Annotated in this window: 16 protein-coding genes; 6 read left to right on the forward strand and 10 right to left on the reverse strand. The window is 71.4% G+C overall.

All coding sequences use genetic code 11. The features are described 5' to 3' along the window. Nucleotides 1–25: 25 nt before the first annotated feature. Both AC0N04_RS07750 and AC0N04_RS07755 read right to left on the reverse strand, forming a co-directional pair. Nucleotides 26–982 carry a TraB/GumN family protein gene (locus tag AC0N04_RS07750; RefSeq protein ID WP_474280196.1) on the reverse strand — a complete coding sequence of 319 codons (957 nt, stop codon included), beginning with the start codon at nt 980–982 and terminating at the stop codon, nt 26–28. Nucleotides 983–1032: 50 nt separating this feature from the next. Then, on the reverse strand, nt 1033–2016 hold the full coding sequence (locus AC0N04_RS07755; protein ID WP_474280198.1) for a fumarylacetoacetate hydrolase family protein: 984 nt from the start codon (nt 2014–2016) through the stop codon (nt 1033–1035). A gap of 33 nt (nt 2017–2049) precedes the next feature. Here AC0N04_RS07755 and AC0N04_RS07760 point away from each other — a divergent pair, with 33 nt between their 5' ends. The 4 genes from AC0N04_RS07760 to AC0N04_RS07775 all read left to right on the forward strand — a co-directional run bounded on the left by AC0N04_RS07760 (nt 2050) and on the right by AC0N04_RS07775 (nt 8216). Further along, a complete protein-coding gene (locus AC0N04_RS07760) occupies nt 2050–3195 on the forward strand; it encodes a DUF3108 domain-containing protein (RefSeq protein WP_474280200.1) in 1146 nt (381 codons plus the stop codon). A gap of 74 nt (nt 3196–3269) precedes the next feature. After that, the gene (locus tag AC0N04_RS07765) at nt 3270–3548 is read left to right on the forward strand and encodes a BTH_I0359 family protein (protein ID WP_474280202.1); all 279 of its coding nucleotides are present in this window, start codon (nt 3270–3272) and stop codon (nt 3546–3548) included. Between the two features lie 110 nt (nt 3549–3658). Next, the gene (locus tag AC0N04_RS07770; RefSeq protein ID WP_474280204.1) at nt 3659–5953 is read left to right on the forward strand and encodes an ATP-binding protein; all 2295 of its coding nucleotides are present in this window, start codon (nt 3659–3661) and stop codon (nt 5951–5953) included. Between the two features lie 139 nt (nt 5954–6092). Beyond that, on the forward strand, nt 6093–8216 hold the full coding sequence (locus AC0N04_RS07775; protein WP_474280206.1) for a putative bifunctional diguanylate cyclase/phosphodiesterase: 2124 nt from the start codon (nt 6093–6095) through the stop codon (nt 8214–8216). On the opposite strand, the gene AC0N04_RS07780 is transcribed toward AC0N04_RS07775, so the two are convergent. Continuing rightward, a complete protein-coding gene (locus tag AC0N04_RS07780) occupies nt 8209–9345 on the reverse strand; it encodes a 3-deoxy-7-phosphoheptulonate synthase (protein WP_474280208.1) in 1137 nt (378 codons plus the stop codon). The genes AC0N04_RS07775 and AC0N04_RS07780 overlap by 8 nt on opposite strands. A 105-nt stretch (nt 9346–9450) precedes the next feature. Here AC0N04_RS07780 and AC0N04_RS07785 point away from each other — a divergent pair, with 105 nt between their 5' ends. Continuing rightward, complete coding sequence (locus AC0N04_RS07785; RefSeq protein WP_474280210.1) at nt 9451–9750, forward strand: antibiotic biosynthesis monooxygenase family protein; 300 nt, start codon at nt 9451–9453, stop codon at nt 9748–9750. 60 nt (nt 9751–9810) lie between these two features. Here AC0N04_RS07785 and AC0N04_RS07790 read toward each other — a convergent pair whose 3' ends face one another. The 4 genes from AC0N04_RS07790 to AC0N04_RS07805 form a co-directional block, all read right to left on the reverse strand. Continuing rightward, nucleotides 9811–10380, reverse strand: a complete 570-nt coding sequence (locus AC0N04_RS07790) for a YceI family protein (RefSeq protein WP_474280212.1) — start codon at nt 10378–10380, stop codon at nt 9811–9813. A gap of 58 nt (nt 10381–10438) precedes the next feature. Continuing rightward, complete coding sequence (locus AC0N04_RS07795) at nt 10439–11005, reverse strand: YceI family protein (RefSeq protein ID WP_474280214.1); 567 nt, start codon at nt 11003–11005, stop codon at nt 10439–10441. Between the two features lie 43 nt (nt 11006–11048). Beyond that, nucleotides 11049–11597: a cytochrome b gene (locus AC0N04_RS07800; protein ID WP_474280216.1), complete on the reverse strand. Its 549-nt coding sequence runs from the start codon at nt 11595–11597 to the stop codon at nt 11049–11051. 153 nt (nt 11598–11750) lie between these two features. Then, nucleotides 11751–12656 (reverse strand): NUDIX hydrolase, encoded by a 906-nt coding sequence (locus AC0N04_RS07805; protein ID WP_474280218.1) that lies wholly within the window; start codon nt 12654–12656, stop codon nt 11751–11753. 138 nt (nt 12657–12794) lie between these two features. Between AC0N04_RS07805 and AC0N04_RS07810 the strand changes: the two genes are divergently transcribed. Next, nucleotides 12795–14843, forward strand: a complete 2049-nt coding sequence (locus AC0N04_RS07810; RefSeq protein WP_474280220.1) for a diguanylate cyclase domain-containing protein — start codon at nt 12795–12797, stop codon at nt 14841–14843. A 33-nt stretch (nt 14844–14876) separates the two neighbouring features. Here AC0N04_RS07810 and AC0N04_RS07815 read toward each other — a convergent pair whose 3' ends face one another. From AC0N04_RS07815 to AC0N04_RS07825, 3 genes are read right to left on the reverse strand one after another with little or no spacing between them, the layout of a single operon-like run. Beyond that, nucleotides 14877–16115 carry a DUF2252 domain-containing protein gene (locus tag AC0N04_RS07815; RefSeq protein WP_474280222.1) on the reverse strand — a complete coding sequence of 413 codons (1239 nt, stop codon included), beginning with the start codon at nt 16113–16115 and terminating at the stop codon, nt 14877–14879. After that, nucleotides 16112–17389, reverse strand: a complete 1278-nt coding sequence (locus AC0N04_RS07820; protein WP_474280224.1) for a YjbE family putative metal transport protein — start codon at nt 17387–17389, stop codon at nt 16112–16114. Before AC0N04_RS07820 ends, AC0N04_RS07815 begins: the two co-directional genes overlap by 4 nt. Nucleotides 17390–17413: 24 nt before the next feature. Further along, nucleotides 17414–18652 (reverse strand): Nramp family divalent metal transporter, encoded by a 1239-nt coding sequence (locus AC0N04_RS07825; RefSeq protein WP_474280226.1) that lies wholly within the window; start codon nt 18650–18652, stop codon nt 17414–17416. Nucleotides 18653–18662: the final 10 nt, after the last annotated feature.

The following is an 18662-nucleotide window of genomic DNA, read 5'->3' on the forward strand; positions in this document are numbered from 1 at the left end:
CTTCAGTCAGGTCACGAGCTGGCGTTCATTGTGCGCCGGGCGCGGCCTCGTTCCGGCTCGGGACTGACCCGCCCAAGGGCACGGCGCGGACCTGGTAGCCGCGCGCCGCCAGCAGCGCCGGCAGGCCTTGCGGACCGACCAGGTGCAGCGCCCCGACGGCGACGAAGACGCGGTGGCCGGCGGCGTGCATCGCGTCGATGCGCTGCGCCATCCGCAGGTTGCGGTCGTCGATCAGGCGGCGCTGGAAATCGCGTTGCTCGGCAGTGGTCATGCAGTCGCACCACTGGGCGTAGTCCCGCAGGTCGTCGAGCCGGCCCTGCGCCCAGTCGCGGGCGAGCCGCTCGGTCACCCGCTGGGCCTGGCCGTGCTCCAGCTCGTCCAGTGTCTGGCCGACCTGCTCCTCGATCTGCGCCGGGTCGTCGTGCAAGAGCAGCGCGAGCTGCTGCTCGGGCGTTTCGAGCGAGATCACCGGTTTGCCCAGGCCGTGCGCCAGGCCGGCCAGAAAGGCGTCGACGCCGTACGACGGGTCCAGTCCCTGGCGGCGGCCGGCGAGCGCCTCGAGCGTGATGGCCTGCATCTCCGGGCGCAGCCCGGTCAGCGCCGCGCCGACGCAGGCCGCCTCGGCCTGGGCCTGCAGGCGCCGGGCCAGCGCGGGCGGCAGCGGCGCAGCGCCGGGACGGGCCGCCATGCCCGACTGCAGGCGGCGCAGGACGTCCGGGTCGAGCACGTCGAGTTCCAGCGCGACCTGGTCGGCATCGTGCAGCGCGGCGCGCACCGTCGGCCCGGGGAACATCCAGTCCCGCGTCGCGACGTGGAGACTGCCGTACAGCCAGCTGCGCCGGCCGTCCTTGTCGACCTGCCACAGAAAGCCGTGGTCCCGGGCCTCGGCCAGGCCCTGGCGCACCGCGGCGGCGTCCAGCGGCTGGGCCGGCGGCGGGCAGCTCGGCTCAGCGCCGGCAGACAGCCTCCACAGCAACAGCACGGCCAGCAGGCCTCGACGCGCCGCGCGTGGAACCGCCCCGCGCCGGCGCATCAGTCCGGCTCCGACACGGTCTGCTCGATCGCGCCGAACAGGCTCAGGCCATCCCGCCCCGTGACCTCGATGCGCACCGTGTCGCCGAACTGCAGGTAGGTGGTGCGCGGCGCGCCGTGGGTGATCGTTTCGATGGCGCGCTGCTCGGCGATGCAGGCGCAGCCCTTGGCGGCGTCCTGGTTGCTGACCGGTCCGGAGCCGACGATGCTCCCGGCGCGCACGTTGCGGGTGCGGGCGAGGTGGGCGATCAGCTGGCCGAAGTGAAAGTTCATCTCGGGCCCGGTGTCGCACGAGCCCACCGGGCGGCCATTCCAGCGGCATCGCAGCGTCAGGTGCAGCCGGCCGCCCTGCCAGGACTCGCCCAGCTCGTCGAGCGTGACGGCCACCGGACCGAAGGCCGTGGCGGGCTTGCTCTGCAGCAAGCCGAAGCCCTGGGCCAGCTCGGCCGGCTCCCGCTCGCGCAGCGTCCAGTCGTTGGCCAGCATCAGCAGGCGCACGCCTTCCAAGGCCTGCGCCGGGCTGGCGCCCCTCGCCACGTCGCCGGTGATCACCGCCAGCTCGGCGCCGAAGTCGATGCCGTCGTCGGCGCTGGCGAACGCCGCCGGATCGCACGGGCCCAGGAGATCGTCGCTGCCGCCCTGGTACATCAGCGGTTCGCCGGGCGCGGGGTCGGGCATCGCAGCGCCGCGCGCCGCGCGCAGCCGCGCGACATGGTTCCGGTAGGCTGAGCCGTCGACTCGCTGGTAGGTGCGCGGCAGCGGCGCCATGCACATCGCCGGGTCGAAGGGAAAGGCGTGGCGGGCCTTGCCGTGGTTCAGCGTGGTCGACAGGTCTTCAAGCTGCGGCGACAGAAAGTTCCAGTCGTCCAGCACCTGCTGCAGCCGGGTGGCGATGCCGTTGGCGTAATGGGCGCTGGCCAGGTCGCGCGCGACGACCACCAGCTGGCCGTCGCGCGATCCGTCCTTGTAGGTGGCAAGTTTCATGGGCTGATGCGAGTTTGGTGGCAGCATTGTCCAATGCCCGCGACCTCCACCGGCCGGCCCCCGGCCCCTCGTCCGTGGCCCGCCGGCGCGCGGCGCGGGCTGGCCTTCGGGCTGCTGGCGCTGGCGGTGGCCTGGTTTCACGGTCAGAGCCTGGACGCGCTGGGCGGCTGGCTGCGCGGGCCGGGCGACGCGGGCCCATCCGCCCGCCGCAGCGCGCCGGTCCGTCCGATGCAGCTCGTCGCGCCGCGGCCGCCGGTGGCCGGGCTGCCACTGCGCGATCTGGCGCTGCCGGCGGCCGACCCGGCGCACCGGGGCGGCGCCGTCCGGGCCCCGGCCCGCCCAACCGCCGCGGACCGCACCACCGCCTCGTCGTCACTGCCGCAGCCGGCGCCGGAACGCGATCGATCGCGCCCGCTGCCGGGCGACGCGACGAACCCGCCGCCAGCAACGCCGGTGCTGCAGGGCGTCGTCGCCCCGGCCTCCCCGGCGCTCGCGGCGGTGGGCGAGGGCGGCAGCGGGCTCGTCGGGCTGGCCGAGCCGACCCGGCTGGTGCCGTCGGCCACGCTGGACTTCCGCGTCCAGCGCGGCGAGGCCATCGGCCACGGCGTCTGGCAGTGGCAGCAGGACGGCCGGGCGTTCAGCTCGCGCCTGCAGGCCGAACTGGCGGGCAAGCCCTTGCTGAACCTGCTCAGCCGGGGCCGTTTCGACGGCGCCGGCCTGGCGCCCGAGCGCATGGTGGAGTTCAAGGGCGAGCGGCCGGTGCGGGCGGTGAACTTCCAGCGCGACAAGGGGCTGATCAGCTTCTCGGGCTCGACCCGCGAATGGCCGCTGGCGCCCGGCACGCAGGACCGGGCCAGCTGGCTGCCGCAAATGCTGGCGCGGGTCAACGCGCTGCCGGCGGCGCAGCGCGGATCGCAGACGCTGCGGCTGTCGGTCGCCGGGCCGCGCGGCGACCTGGACCTGTGGTGGTTCCGCCCGGTGGCGGTGGACGATCCGTCAGCGGGGCTGGCCTGGCTGCGCGAGCCGCTGCGGCCCTACGACGCGCGCATCGAGGTCTGGCTGTCGCCCGTGCCGCCGCATTGGCCCGTGCGCCTGAGCTGGCTGGTGCTGCCAGGCGGCGCCGAGACGCAGTGGACCTTCGACCCTCCGTCGCCCGCGCCTGACACGGCCGCCCCTTGAAATGCGGACCCTCGCTGCCATCTGCCGTGGTAGCGGCTCCCGACCCGGGGGCCTTGAGGTTTGAAGGGTCCACCATGATCGTGCTCTACAACTCCGACAGTTTCGCCGTGATGCAGGTCGACCTGCCCGCGCCCGTCCAGGCGGGCGGCGACCAGACCGAGCCGGCGCCGGGCCGCAGCGGCTACGAGATCATCGACAAGGCGGGGCGCCGCGGCATCTTTCTGGACGGCGCCAGCGGACGCGAGTTCCGCGCCGCCGTCGAGGCGCTGGCGCGCGATGCGACCGATCCGGACGACATTGACGCCCATCTGGCCCGCTACATGGGCTTGTCGCAACCCGTCGTTCTGCACTGATCCGCGGCGCCCGCGCGCCGTTTTTGCGGGGCTTGCCCTGAGGCAGTGGCTGGGCCAAGATCGGCCCCGGGCGGCCGCGGTCTGGCCGCCGTCACCGAGGGGTCGCGCGGATGGTCAAGCGGACGGGCGAGGTGCGGGCGGTGCTGTCGCCAGGGCTGGCGGAAGCTCCGGTGCTCGACCGCATGTGCTCGCACTTCGTGCTGACGCTGACTCTGGCCCACAGCGGCCGCTTCAACCTGCGTCGCGACTGGAGCGCGCTGCTGGGCCTGACCGGCCGGCACTTGGTGTGGCCGGTGGCGGTGTTGCGCCGGCTGCGCGCCTTCCTGGAGCGGCGCTGCGCCGGCAGCGAACACTGGCGCGGCCAGGCGGCGCTGACCGACGCCGCCTTCATCGAGCGCCACGGCGCCTGGCGCGGCCCGTATGAAGAAGGCTCGCTGTTCTTCTACATCGACGAGTACATCAAGGACGCGCCCAAGGATTTGCTGGCGGTGCTGGGCAGCACCGCCGAGTGGCTGGCGCGCGACCTGAAGAAGCAGTCGACCCTGGTGCAGAAGAACATCGACGCGCTGGCCGGTCTGCTGCAGCTGAATCCGGCCGAGCGGGCGCTGCTGCTGTACGGCACGCTGGCGCGCTACCAGCGCGAATTGCGCGGCCTGCTGGTGGAGTTCAAGGTCAGCAATGCCCAGGAGGCCTATGCGGCGATCGCCCAGGTGGCCGGCGTCGACGAGCGCGACGTGGCCGAGGCGCTGCGCGCCGGTTCGCGGCTGGAGCGCATCGGCATGGTCGAGAACCTGATCTCCGAGCACAACATCACCGACCTGGCCGACCTGATGAAGGTCAGCGAGCAGATGCCGCCGGTGCTGATGCGCGAGTACCGTGCGCCGGGCGAGTTGATGGCGGTGTTCACCCGGCCGGCGGCGCGCAGCGAACTCACGCCGGTCGACTTCCAGTTCGTCGCCGAGGACGTGCGGGTGATGTCGGCGCTGCTGGCGAGTGCCGTCGAGCGCAAGGCCAGGGGCGTCAACGTGCTGCTCTACGGCCCGCCCGGCACCGGCAAGACCGAGCTCGCCAAGGTCTGCGCGCAGCAGGCCGGTCTGGCGCTCTACGAGGTCGAATATGCCGATCGCGAAGGCCATTCGCTGGCCGGGCGCGACCGCTATCGCTCGCTGCAAATCAGCCAGGTCTTCCTGAAGGGCAGCCCCCGGGTGGCGCTGCTGTTCGACGAGGTCGAGGACGTCTTTCCATCGCTGCCCAGCGACACCGCCCAGCTGATGGCCCGCCTCGACGCCGGCGACGGCGGCTCCTCCAGCATCAGCGGCAAGGCCTGGGTCAACCAGATCCTGGAGAGCAACCCGGTGCCGGTGATCTGGATCACCAACCGCATCGAGCAGATTGATCCGGCGTTCCGCCGCCGCTTCCAGTACCACCTTGAACTGGTGTCGCCGCCGCCCGGCGCGCGCGAGGCGCTGGTGGCGCGGGCGCTGGTCGGGGTGCCGGTCAGCGACGGCTTCTGCAGCCGGTTGGCCGCCCGGCGCGCGCTGACGCCGGCGCAGATCCGCACCGCCGTGCGCTTTGCCGACCTGGCCGGCGGCGCCAGCGAGGCCGAGGCGCTGATCGAGCGCCAGCTGGCGCATGCCGACAAGGCGCTGGGCGTCGGCGGCAGCGAGCGCGGCGCCAGGCGCGTGGTGACCACCTACGATCCGGCGCTGATCCATATCGAAAGCCGCTTCGAGGTGCCGGCGGTGGTCGAGGCGCTGCGTCGGCGCGGCCACGGCACGCTGTGCTTCTTCGGCCCGCCGGGCACCGGCAAGACGGCGCTCGCCGAGCACATCGCCCAGGCCCTGGGCCGGCCGCTGCTGATCCGCCAGGCAAGCGATCTGATGAGCAAGTACGTCGGCGAGACCGAGCAGAACATGGCACGCATGTTCGAGGAGGCGCAGACCGAGGAGGCGGTGCTGCTGCTCGACGAGGCCGACAGCTTCCTGCGCAGCCGTCGCCTGGCCGAGCGCCATCACGAGATCAGCGAGGTCAACGAGATGCTGCAGGGCATGGAGCGCTATGCCGGCATCTTCATCTGCACCACCAACCTGTTCGACGAGCTCGACGAGGCGGCGCTGCGCCGCTTCACGTTCAAGATCCGCTTCAGGCCGTTGACGGCGGCGCAGCGCGTGGCGATGTTCGTCACCGAGGCGCTGGACGGTGCTGCCGAACGGCTGGACGACGACCAGCGCCAGCGCCTGGCCGCACTGGACCAGCTGACGCCGGGCGATTTCGCCGCGGTCAAGCGCCAGGTCGACGTGCTGGGCGTGCCGTTCGCGGCCGACGAGTTCCTGGCCCAGCTCGAAGGCGAGCACCGCGTCAAACCGGAGGTCCGGGAGCGCCGCCGCATCGGTTTCCGCGGGTGAGCCGCGGCCTGCGGCGTCATGCGTCGACGGCGGTGAGGCTTGGGCACTGCACGGCAGGCCTGAAAATGGGCAGGCGTCACGCTTGCCGGCTTCAGAGACTTGTGGCCCGGCCGATAGTGACGGATAACGCCACCCGTTGATGAACGCCTCGATTTCCCCTTCGCTGCACGGCGTGGCCACGCTGGCGTCCGCCGCCGTGGCGGCGCTGTTCTTCCTGCTGCTGACGCACGGCATCCAGCGCTCCCGCGGCCGCCAGGGCCTGGCGGCGCTCGCCTGGCTGGCGGCCGTGGCCCTGGCCGGCGGCGGGGGCCTGTGGGCGGCCCAGTTGCTGGCGCTGTCGGGCCTGACGCTGCCCTGGGAGATGCTGTTCCGGCCGGTCGGCCTGGGCCTGGCCTGGGGCGTGTCGGTGGCCGGCACCGCGCTGGTGCTGGCGGTGGCGCGGCGGCCGTGGCAGGACGGCCGGCGCGTCGCGGCGCTGGCGCTGGCGCTGGCGTCGCTGTGGTCGGTGCTGCTGTGGATGGCGCGGGACAGCCTGGGGACGCAGCCGCTGGGTGGGGGCTGGGTGTCGAATGGCGGCACCGACGCGCTGATGCTGCTGGCGTCGGCGATGTGCCTGGGCCTGCTGTTCGAGCCGCGGCTCGCGACGCTGGGCCCGTTCGTGCTGCGTCAGCGCCTGGCGGCGCTGGTCTTCGGACTGATGGCCGGCATGGCGCAGGACCAGGCCCTGAGCGGCTGGCTGTTCGACGACGACAGCCTGCTGCGGGACGACGCCAACTTCCACGTCCAGGCGGTGTGGCTGATGGCGCTGGCCGGCGCCGTCAGCCTGGTGCTGGGCCTGTTCGGCGTGCTGGCCGAGTCCAGCGTCAGCGGCCGCAACGAGGAACTGGCCGAGTCTCTGGACGACGCGCACCGGCGCCTGCGCGAACAGGCGCTGGCGGACCCGCTGACGCACCTGCCCAACCGCCTGTTGTTCGAGGAGCGTCTGGCCCACAGCCTGTCGATGGCGGACGAGCGTCCGGGCGCGCTGGCGGTGATGTTCATCGACATGGACGGCTTCAAGCCGGTCAACGATTCCTTTGGCCACGTCGCGGGCGACGCGGTGCTGAGCGAGGTCGGCCGCCGCCTGCTGACCATCACCCGCGCAGTGGACCTGGCGGCGCGGGTCGGCGGCGACGAATTCCTGCTGCTGGTCAGCGAGCCGCGTCACCACGCGACGGCGGCCCAGGTGGCCCAGCGCGTGCTGCAGGCGATCGGCGAGCCCTACACCCTGCCCAATGGCGTGGCGGTGAACCTGTCGTGCTCGGTGGGCATCGTGATGTACCCGGAGCATGGCCCGGGCAACAAGCTGATCGCCGATGCCGACGCCGCGATGTACGCCGCCAAGCGGGCCGGCGGCGCCACCTTCGCGTTCTTCGAGCCCAGCATGGAGCTGGACGTCAGCATCCAGCTGGAGTTGCAGCACGACCTGCGCCTGGCGATCGACCGGCGCCAGCTGGAGCTGTACTACCAGCCCAAGATCCATGCGCTGTCGGGCCAGATCACCGGGGTCGAGGCGCTGGCGCGCTGGCACCACCCGACCCGCGGCCTGATCATGCCCGACGTCTTCATTCCGGTGGCCGAGCGCTTCGGCATGATCGGCGCGCTGGGCAACTGGGTGATCGAGGAGGCCTGCCGCCAGATCAGCGAATGGCTGGACGGCGGCCTGCGGATGCGCGTGGCGGTCAACCTGTCGATGCACCAGCTGCGCCAGGAAGACCTGGTGCCGCGCATCCAGCGCGCGCTGGAGCGCCACCGCGTCGAGCCGCGGCTGCTGACCTTCGAGATCACCGAATCGGTGGCGATGGAAGACGCCACGGTGCGCGCCTTCGGCGCGCTGGCCGGGGTCGGGGTGTCACTGTCGATCGACGATTTCGGCACCGCCTATTCGAACTTCGCCGCGCTGCGAAAGCTGCCGGCCAAGCAGCTCAAGATCGACCGCAGCCTGTTCACCGACATCCACGAAAGCGGCGACGCGCTGGCCGTGGTCGACGCGATGATCAAGATGGCGCACGCGCTGGGCCTGACCGTGGTGGCCGAGGGCGTCGAGACCGACGCCCAGCGCGAACTGCTGCTCGCGATGCACTGCGACGAGTTCCAGGGCTTCCTGTACGCCAAGCCGATGTCGGCCCACATGCTGACCCTGTGGGCCATGGGCGATGGCGAGACCCACCCGGCCGAATTCCGTGCGTCGCTCTACGAGCCGCACGCGGCAATGATCAACTGAGCGGCGCGGCCGTGCGGCGGCGCTGCGCCACCGCCGCCGCCAGCGTGCGCAGCAGCGGCACCGTGTCGTCCCAGCCCAGGCAGGCGTCGGTGATCGACACGCCGGGCGCGAGCGGCCGGCCCGGCACCAGGTCCTGGCGACCTTCGACCAGGTGGCTTTCGATCATCACGCCGGTGATGCGGCGGTCGCCGGCCGCGATGCGCGCGGCCACGTCCCGCCCGACCTCGATCTGGCGGCGCGCCTGCTTCTCGGAATTGGCATGCGAGAAGTCGATCATCACCTGCTCGCGCAACCCACTGGCGCGCAGTGCGGCGCAGGCGGCGTCGACGCCCCGGGCGTCGTAGTTCGGGGTCTTGCCGCCGCGCAGGATCAGGTGGCAGTCGCGGTTGCCGCGGGTCTCGAAGATGGCGGCCTGTCCCATCTTGGTCATGCCCATGAAGGCATGCGCGGAGGCGGCCGCGACGATCGCATCGGCCGCCACCTTGACGCCGCCATCGGTGCCGTTCTTGAAACCCACCGGGCACGACAGGCCCGAGGCCAGCTGGCGGTGGCTCTGGCTTTCGGTGGTGCGCGCGCCGATCGCGCCCCAGGCCACCAGGTCGGCGATGTATTGCGGCGACAGCAGGTCGAGGAACTCGGTGCCGGCCGGCAGGCCCAGCTCGGCCACCGCGAGCAGCAGCTGGCGGGCGCGGCGCAGGCCTTCGTTGATGCGGAAGCTGCCGTCCAGCCGCGGGTCGTTGATGTAGCCTTTCCAGCCGACGGTGGTGCGCGGCTTCTCGAAGTACACGCGCATCACCACCAGCAGCTCGCCGCGCAGCTCGTCGGCCACGGCCTTGAGCCGCCGGGCATAGTCCAGCGCCTGCTCGTGGTCGTGGATCGAGCAGGGGCCGACCACCGCGATCAGCCGGTCGTCGGCACCCGAGAGCACGCCGGACAGCGCGTCGCGGGCGCGCTCGACCAGCGCCTGCATCGGCGGCGTCGGCGCCATCTCGTCTTGCAGCAGCGCGGGCGAGATCAGCGGCCGGACAGCCTCGATGCGCACATCGTCGACTCGGGTGGTGTCCTGGGTGCTGCCGGGCGCGATGCGGCCGATCTCGTGGTCGTGCTGCCAGTCGTCAGGGCGGGTCACTGCGGGCTCCAAGCGTGCGGGGGAGCCGATTATCGAGGCTGCGGCGGTGGCACACTTCGACGCTTCCATCCACCCCGCGCCGCCAACGGCGCCAGCGAGTCCCGCATGATTCTTGAACTTGCCGACATCCGCATCGTTCCAGGCCAGCAAGCCGCCTTCGACGAGGCCCTCCAGCGTGGCCTGACCACCGTGCTGGCGCAGGCCCGAGGCTTCCGCCGTTTCAGCGTGCACAAGGGCATCGAGAGCCCCGAGCGCTATGTGCTGCAGGTCGAATGGGACACGCTGGAAGACCACACCGTGGGCTTTCGCCAGTCGCCGGCGTTCGCGCAGTGGCGGGCGATCGTCGGCCCGTTCTTCGCGGCGCCGCCGGTGGTCGAGCACTTCGAGCGGCTAACGGCTTCCTGAGCGACGCCGGACGAAACAAGGCCCGGCATGCCGGGCCTTGTCGCGATGCGGGCGCGGCGTTTACTGCTTGATCGCCTCGACCTGGACCACCACCCGCACGTTGTCCGGGAAGCCGTACTGCAGGCCGTAGTCGACGCCGTACTGGCTGCGCACCAGCGAGGCCTCGAAGTCGCCGCCGCAGACTTCGCGCTTGATCATCGGGCTCATGTAGCAGTTGAAGTTCAGCGCCTTGAGCGTGATCGGGTGGGTCTGGCCGTGCAGCGTCAGCTCGCCGCTGACGGCGCTGACCTTGTCGCCGTCGAAGCTGAACTGGTTGCCGACGAAGTGCGCGGTCGGGTACTTCGCCGCGTCGAAGATCTGGTCGCTCTTGAGGTGCTTGGTGAAGGGGTCGAAGCCGGTGTCGATCGAGTCCATGTCGATCGTCAGGTCCACCGAGCCGGTCTTGCCGGCGCGGTCGAACTGCACCGTGCCCTGCTTCTTGTCGAAGCGGCCGCGGTTGGTCGAGGTGCCCATGTGGCCGATCTCGAAGGTGGCGTAGGTGTGCGCCGGGTCGATCACGTAGGTGGCGGATTCGGCGCGGGCGCCGACAGCGGCGGCGAGCAGGGCGGCGGCGAGGATCGTGGTTTTCATGGGAGGGCGTTCCTGGGAAAAGAGGATGGGTCGGGAAAGGGTCGGTTGAACAAAGGGACTACAGCGGCGCCACGCCGGTCACGGCGAGCTTGAAGCGGACCTGGACGTCGTTGGCCACCATCGAGGTGTCGGCCCACTCGCCTTCGCCGATCTTGAAATCGAGCCGCTTGATCGTGAAACTGCCGCTGGCCGTGGTGACGCCCGCGGCCTGGGTCAGCAGCACCGGCACCTGCACCGCGCGGGCCGTGCCCTTGATCGTCAGCTGGCCGTCGACCTCGTAGCGGCCGCCGCCCAGGGCCTTCATGCCGGTGGACTGGAAACGGGCCTGCGGGAACTTGGCGACGTTGAACCACGTCGGCTTGGGCACCTCCGCGTCGGTTTCCGGGGCGCCGAAGCTGGCGCTGCCAGTGTCGATCGCGAAGGACACCTGACCGGCGGCTGGCTTCTTCGGGTCGAAGCTCAGCTGCCCGGTCCAGCGGCTGAAGCGGCCGTCGACCGGCACGCCCATCTGGTGCGAGGTGAAGGCGATCTCGCTGCGCGCCGGCAGCAGCGTTTGCTGGGCCGAGGCGGCGCCGGCCGACAGCGCCAGCGCGGCGGCGCCCAGGGTGGTGAGCACGTTGTTCATGGGGGTCTTCTTCGGAAGGTCGGGGTGAATCGGCCGGTGCGGTTCAGCGCCGGGCCGGACGCATGCGGTCGAGCAGGCCGTCGCGGTCGATGAACTGGTGCTTGAGCGCGGCGGCGATGTGCAGCAGCACCAGCACGGCCAGCGCCCAGGCGAGGAGTTCATGGCGCGACTTGAGGATCTCGGCCAGCGCCTTGTCCTTGGGGACGAAATCGGGCAGCGGCAGCACGCCGAACCAGACCACAGGGAACCCCGCCGCCGAGCTGTAGGCCCAGCCGGCCAGCGGCACCAGGAAGAACAGCGCATAGAGCGCCCAGTGCATCGCGTGCGCCGCCCGCTGCTGCCAGCGCGGCGCCGGCAGGTCGGCCGGCGGACGGTGCGTCAGGCGCCACAGCAGGCGCAGCGCGGACAGCACCAGAATCGTCACGCCGGCCCACTTGTGATAGTTGAACAGCTTGAGCCGGGCGGGCGACATCGGCAGGTCGGCCATGTACAGGCCGACGCCGAAGGCCGCGGTGATCAGCAGCGCCAGCAGCCAGTGCAAGGCGATCGCCGGGCCGTTGTAGCGCGCAGGTGGGTTGAGGAGCTTGGTCATGGGGCAGGAGCCGATCGGGGTCGGCGGTTCGCAGTGAAGGCAGTGTGGCCGAGCCGGCCCGCGCTGCGGTTCAGCGCGATGGACGACGGGCTTCAGTTTGGCTGAATGCCCAACCCCCTGCGGCAGGCGGTGGTTCGGCGGCGTGGGGACGGGCTAAGTCGCCGGATCGATGAGCGCCGTGCGCGCCGGGGGCACCTGCAGCGCCGCCAGGCGCGGGGCGAGCCGTTCGGCGGCCGCGGGCGCCAGCAGCCCGTGGCGCAGCGCGAAGTCGAGCGTGGCCAGGGCCGCGTCGACCGTCATCCGGCCCTCGGCCGCGCAGGCCAGCGCCTCGTCGACGGCCATCAGGCGGTGCTCGGCGACCTCGCCGTCCTGGTTGCGCGGTTGCAGGCCGGGCGGCAGCGCCAGGTCGTAGACGAACAGCCATTCGTGCTGCAGTCCCTCGGGGAGGTCGCGGTACAAGGCCAGCACGCTGCCGCGCCGCAAGCCGGCCAGCTGCGGCGGGCGCAGGCCGGCCTCTTCCCAGGCTTCACGCACCAGCGCCTCGCGCGGGGTCTGGCCGAGCGGCACGCCGCCGCCGACCAGGTTGTCCCAGCGGCCCGGGTCGGTCGGCTTGTCCAGCGCGCGCCGGGCGATCCAGAGGTGGGTGGGGCGCCCCGACGCGTCCGCCAGGTAGCCGTTGCCATGGGCACCGAAGGTCAGCGCGCCCCAGAAGCGCGCGGCCGCGCGCTCGATCACCGCCAGTCGCCGGCCGCCGTCGTCCAGCAAGGGGAAGGGCTCGTCGCGCCAGCCGCGGATCCGCCCTTGCTCGTGCAGTGCGGCGTGGACCCGCGCCAGCAGCGCATCGCGCTCGCCGGCGTCGACATGCAGCTCGATCTGGTGCGCGTGGCGCTGGAAGGCGTCTGCCCACGGCGCCAGCGCGGGGAGCTCGGCGTGCGCCACCGAGCCCACCCGATGCAGCGCGCCCTGCTCCGCCACGTAGAACGGCAGCCGCAGCGACGCCGCATGCGCGTGCGCGGCGTCCAGGCAGAACCAGGGGGGATCGGTGGCCAGGGTCGTCATGTCAAATCAATTCGATGTGGGCACTTGCTCCTGGCGAAAGCCTTCGTGATCTGGGTCGAGCGGGGGCCGTGGTCCGTGAGAAACGGCACGGCCTGCCATGGCCGCGGGGCGCGCGGCTTGCGCCAAGGAGGTGTTGCCATGGGGCATTCTCCCTATGATGGCAGGGTGAAGCAGCGCAGCACCTTGATTCAAGCGACGCCGCAGTCCGGCGTGGCGTGCTACGGGCTGGCGGGGGCGATCGTTCTGGTGGCGGTGATGCTGCGTCTGGCGTTGCTGCCGATCCACGACCAGCACACCTACCTGACCCTGTACCCGGCCGTGGTGGCCGTGTTCGTGCTGTGCGGCGCCGGGCCGGGGCGGGCGGCCGTGGTGCTGGGAGCGCTGGCCGGTTTCATGATCAACACCTACCCGCATTTCGGCGCCGGGCTGCGCTCGACCGGGGCGGTGTTGTCGACCGGTTTTTTCATCCTGTCGACGCTGTTCATGGGTGAGTTGGTCGAGCGCCTGCACCGCACAGGCAAGCGCCTGGCCGACACCGCGGCGCGGCTGGCCACGAGCGAGCAGCACCTGAAAGCCGTGGTGCATGACCAGTCCGACCTGATCTGCCGCTATCGCCCGGACGGCACGGTGCTGTTCGCCAACGACGCCTACGGGCAGATCTTCGGCCTGACCCGCGATGCCGCGCTGTCCCATGCCTGGCTGGAGTGCGTGTGGCCCGAGGACCGGGCGCGGGTGCAAGGGGAGCTGGCCCGCCTGTCGCCCGAGCAACCGGTCGTCACGGTCGAGCATCGGCTGCGCGATGGGCAGGGACGGCTGCGCTGGGTGCAGTTCGTCAACCGGGGCTTCTTCGACGCGCACGGGCGGTTGACGGAGGTGCAGGCGGTCGGTCGGGACTTCACCGACCGTCGGACGCTGGAGGTGCAGCTGGCGGCCTCGGCCGCCGAAGTCCACGACCTGTTCGACAACGCGCCTTGCGGCTATCTCGCCCTCGACAGCGACGGCTTGTTCGTCCGCATCAACGCGCTGGCGCTGTCCTGGCTGGATTGCGAGCGCGGCGACGTCATCGGCCGCCTGAGCCTGCAGGATTTCTTCACCGCCGAGGGCCGGGCCCGGTTTCACCAGAGCTATGCCCGCTTCGTCGCCGACGGCCACCTGGGCCCGCTCGAATTCGACCTGCTGAGCCGCCGCGGCGTGAAGCGCCGCGTCAGCCTGATGGCGACCGCCGTGCGCGACGAAGACGGCCGCTTCCTGATGTTTCGCACCGTCGTCGTCGACATCAGCGAGCTGCACCGCGTCCGCACCGCCCTCGACGAGGTCAATCGGGAACAGGCCGCGATGCTGGACAACGACATGGTCGCCATCGTCAAGGTGGTCGACCGCCGGATCACCTGGCAGAACCGGGCGCTGGACCGTCTGTTCGGCCACCCGCCGCAGGCCTTGATCGGCCAGTCGACACGGTGTCTGTATCCCGACGACGCGTCCTACCTCGCGCTGGCCGAGGCCGCCTACCCGGTGGTGAATCAGGGCCTGACCTATCGCTCGCAGCTGAAGATGATGCACAAGGACGGCGAGCCGCTGTGGGTGGACCTGAGCGGCGTGCTGCTGTCGCGGGAGCGCGGCGAGACGCTGTGGATGATGAACGACATCACCGCGCTCAAGCGCTACCAGGACAACATCGAGCACCTCGCGTTCCACGACGCGCTGACCGGCCTGCCCAACCGGCACCTGCTGTTCGACCGCATCAACCAGGCGATGCAGCACTGCGAGCGCTCGGGGCAGATGCTGGCGGTCTGCTATGTCGACCTGGACCGCTTCAAGCCGATCAACGACCAGCATGGTCACGAGGTCGGCGATGCGCTGCTGCGGGTGGTGGTGACGCGCCTGCTGTCGTGTGTGCGGGCGAGCGACACGGTGGCGCGTATCGGCGGCGACGAGTTCGTGATCCTGCTCACGCCGCTGGACACGCTGGACGAATGCCGGCCGGTGATCGACCGCGTCAACGCGGTGCTGGCGTCGCCGATCGACCTGGCCGGCGACGTGTCGCTGCAGGTGACCGCCAGCATCGGCGTCGCCTGCTATCCGACCCACGGCCAGCAGGCCGAAGCGCTGATCGCGTTGGCCGACGAGGCGATGTACGACGCCAAGCAGGCCGGGCGAAACCAGTCGAGCATCCTCGGCACGCTGTAGCGGCGGGGCCTCGCCGCCGCCGCGCGCGAGCCATCAACCGGCGGTCAGACGGCCGCCGTCGAACGCCTGGTTGAAGGCCTGGGCATCGGCGGCGACCTGGCGCGCGCAATCGTCCGAGAGCTCGAGCAGGCGGCGGCGCCACTTCTTGCGCTGGCCGAAGGCGATCAAGGCATCGGCCGTGGCCGAGCCTTCCCGTCCGGCGCTGCGCAGTTGCGCCCAGGCCAGCAGGCGGCCCATGGTCTCCACGGCCGACGTGCGATCGGCGTCGCTGACGCGGGCCCGGTCGAGCGCCAGCCGGTCCTCGGTGGGCTGCAGGCCGCGCAGCACGTAGGCCTGGCCGGCCATGTGCACCGGCTGCAGGAAGGCCATCGACACCGCCTGCATGCGCTGCTGCAACGCGACGATGCGGTGCGCCTCGCTCGGCCACGCGGGCTGGAGCGACGCCAGCCGAGGCGCCAGCGAGGACGGCAGCGCCTGTTTCAGCTCCAGCAGGTAGTTGCCGTCAGGCGACCCCTTGCCCTCGACCAGCACCACGTAGCGCTCGACCCCCAAGCTGCCGGTGCCGGCGATGCGCCGGGCCACGTCGAGCACGCGGTAGAAGCCGGGGTTGGGCCGGGTGGCCGCGAAGCCGGCCATGAACGCGGTGACCGCGGTCCGCTGCGCCTCGGACGCCGGCAAGGCGTGCCGGCCGTCGACGCGCAGCTGGCGCCGGCGCCGCTTCAGCACCGTGCGGGTGTCGAGGAATTCGGCGCGCGGCCGGTTGCGCAGGCTGTCCAGCAGGTCGCGCACCGGTCCTTGCGCGGTTTCGCGTTCCACCCAGTAGGCCTTGCCCGCGGCCAGCGCCTGGCCATAGGACGCGACGAAGGCCTGGCTCATCTGCTCGGCCAGCGACGGTGACCAGACGCCATCGTGGGCGGCCACGCGCAGGCTGGTCAGGCAGCGCAGCGGGTCCCAGGTGGCCGGCGCGAGCAGCGCCTCGTCGAAGTCGTTGAGATCGAAGTAGGCCAGCCGGTTGTCGCCCTTGTAGCTGCCGAAATTCTGCACGTGCAGATCGCCGCAGGCCCAGGCCAGCGGCGCCGAGTGGAGGGTCTTGGATGTCGGCAGGCGGGCATAGAACAGGTGGCAGCTGCCGCGCAGGAAGTTCAGCGTGCTCTGGCGCATGGCCTGGTATTTCAGCGCCAGCCGCTCGGGCTCGCGGCCCTGGTTGTAGGCCAGGATCTGGCGCACCGGGCCGGCCGCGGCGCCGCGGGGCGAAACGGGCTTGGGACTCATGGCGCCGCCGCCGTGTGCAGCTGGCACTCGACGTGGTCGAAGCTGCCGCCGGTCAGCACCACCGATTGGCTTCCCGAGGGCTCGATGTGGGTCGGCGGCGCCGCGCCGAGCGCGACCGAGACGGCGTGGTAATCGCCCCACTCGATGTTGTGATGCAGGCCCACGGTGCCGGTGGCGAAGGCCGACCCCAAGTCCAGGTGAATCGCCGGCTGGCCCTCGTGATAGGACAGCGTGGCGTGGACCGGCGAGCAGCTGTAGGTCTGCAGGTGAACCCGGTTGGGCATCCAGAAGTTCACGTAGAGCACGGGCATCACCGTCAGGAAGGCCACCACCGCCGCCGCACGCAGCCAGAACATCCGCGGGCTGATGCCGGGCGGCTCGTCGCGGGGGGGCGGACGGGGCCGTGCGGGGCGCACCGCGGGGGCCGGTGCTGCGATGGCCGGCGTGGCGGCCGCCGGTGGCGGCGAGGCCAGGGGCGCGGCGAGCTTCGCCTGCATCTCGGGGCGTGCGCCGGCGGCGGCGCCTGCCGGCGCGCGGGGCGGCGCCGCGGCCCGCGCCGGCCGCGCTTTCTCGATGCGTTGCCGCAAGGCCGCCAGCGCCGGGCGGCGCTGCGCGATGATCCGGCTTTGCAGCAGCACGAAGGCCGCGGTCAGCGCCGGCACCACCACGGTCAGCGCGGGCGACTGCTGGTTGACCCAATCGGCGATCAGTGCGTCGGACATCGCGATGTCGCCGGCGATCCAGCCCAGCAGCGCGCCGCCACCGCGCACCATCAGCGGGTAGCGCGCCAGCAGCGTCGAGACGAACAGGCTGCCGAACATCAACAGCGGCATGCTGATCAGCAGGCCCAGCGTGAGCAGCAGCACGCTGCCCTGGGCCACGGCGGCCAGGCCGACGACGTTGTCCAGGCTCATGATCAGGTCGGCCGTGACCACGGTGACCACCGCCGCCCAGAGGTCGGTGGCGGCGGGGCCGTGGGCGTCGTCGCCGGCCTCGTCGTCTTCGTCGAGCAGCAGCTTGATCGCGATGATCACCAGCAGCGCTCCGCCCGCCAGCTTGAGCAGCGGCACCTGCAGCAGGAACCCGGCCACCGTGGTCAGCAGGATGCGCATCACGATCGCGCCGCCGGTGCCGATCAGCATCGCCTGGCGCTTCTGCACCGGCGGCAGCGAGCGGCAGGCCAGCGCGATGACCATCGCGTTGTCGCCGCTCAGCAGCAGGTCCACCACCAGCAGCGCGAAGATGGCGTCAAAGGAGTGGAGCGCGGTGTCCATGACCATGTCGGCCTGCCTTTCGAGTCAACCCAGGATGCCTGCCACGCTGGCATAGACACCGACGCCGGCCGTGAACAGGAAGGTGATGGCGACCACCCAGGCATAGCCGCCGCGCAGGCGGTGCGGCGCTTCGGGCTCGGTGCGCGCCAACCAGAACAGGAAGGCCAGCGCCACCGGCAGCAGCAGGGCGTTGACCACGCCCATCGCGATCGCCAGCCGGACCAGGTTGACGCCCGAGACCACCAGCGCGCCGCCGGCGACCAGCATTGCGGCCAGCGCGGCATAAAACCAGGGCGCTTCCAGCGGGTGCTGTTCCAGCGAGTGGTGGCGTCCGCTGGCTTCGCCGATGGTCCAGGCCGCAGTGAGGCAGACCACCACGGTCGCGACCAGCGCGCCGCCGCTCAAGCCGATGGCGAAGATCACGTGGCCCCAGGTGCTGCCCAGCACGTGCGCGAAGGCGGTCGAGATCTGCAGCACGCTTTCGAGTTGCACCGGCCCCAGATGGCCATGGAAGGTGGCCGCCGCGGCGACCAGCACGGCGGCGGTGATCACCTGGCACAGCACGGCGCCGAGCAGGGTGTCGATGCGGGTGACGCGCAGGTGGCCGATGTCCAGGCCTTTGTCGATCAGCGCCGACTGCTGGTAGAAGATGGACCAGGGCATGATGGTGGTGCCCAGGTTGGCGGCGACCATGTAGAGGTAATCGTGGTGGTCCAGCGGCAGCTCGAAGAGTTGGGTCGAAACCTGACCGAGATCGGGCCGCGCGCGCCAGGCGATCACCAGGAACACCAGCTCGAACAGGCCCAGCACGATCACGATGCGCTCGACCGACTGGTAGGCGCCGGCGGCCACCATCGTCAGGATCGCGACCACCAGCACCGAGATCGTGATCCACGCGGGGATGCCGAAGATCTGCCCGGCGCCGGCCAGCCCGCCCATTTCGGTGACCAGCGCACCGAAGCAGCTGATCACCAGCGTGGCCACCGACAGCCACGCCAGGCCGCGACCGAAGCGTTGGCGGATCAGTTCGCCGTAGCCGCGTCCGGTGCTCAGCGCCAGGCGCGCGGCCAGTTCCTGCACGATGTACAGCAGCGGGATCACGAGCACCTGCATCAGCAGCAGCCGATAGCCCCACTGTGCCCCGCTCTGCGCCGCGGTGATGACGCTGCCGGCCTCGGTGTCGGCCAGCATCACCACCAGGCCCGGGCCGAACAGTGCCAGCGCCCGCCGCCAGTCGAGCGGGCCGGATGTCGAGGCGGTCATCCGCGCACGC

This window comes from Ideonella sp. sgz306126 (assembly GCF_056032705.1).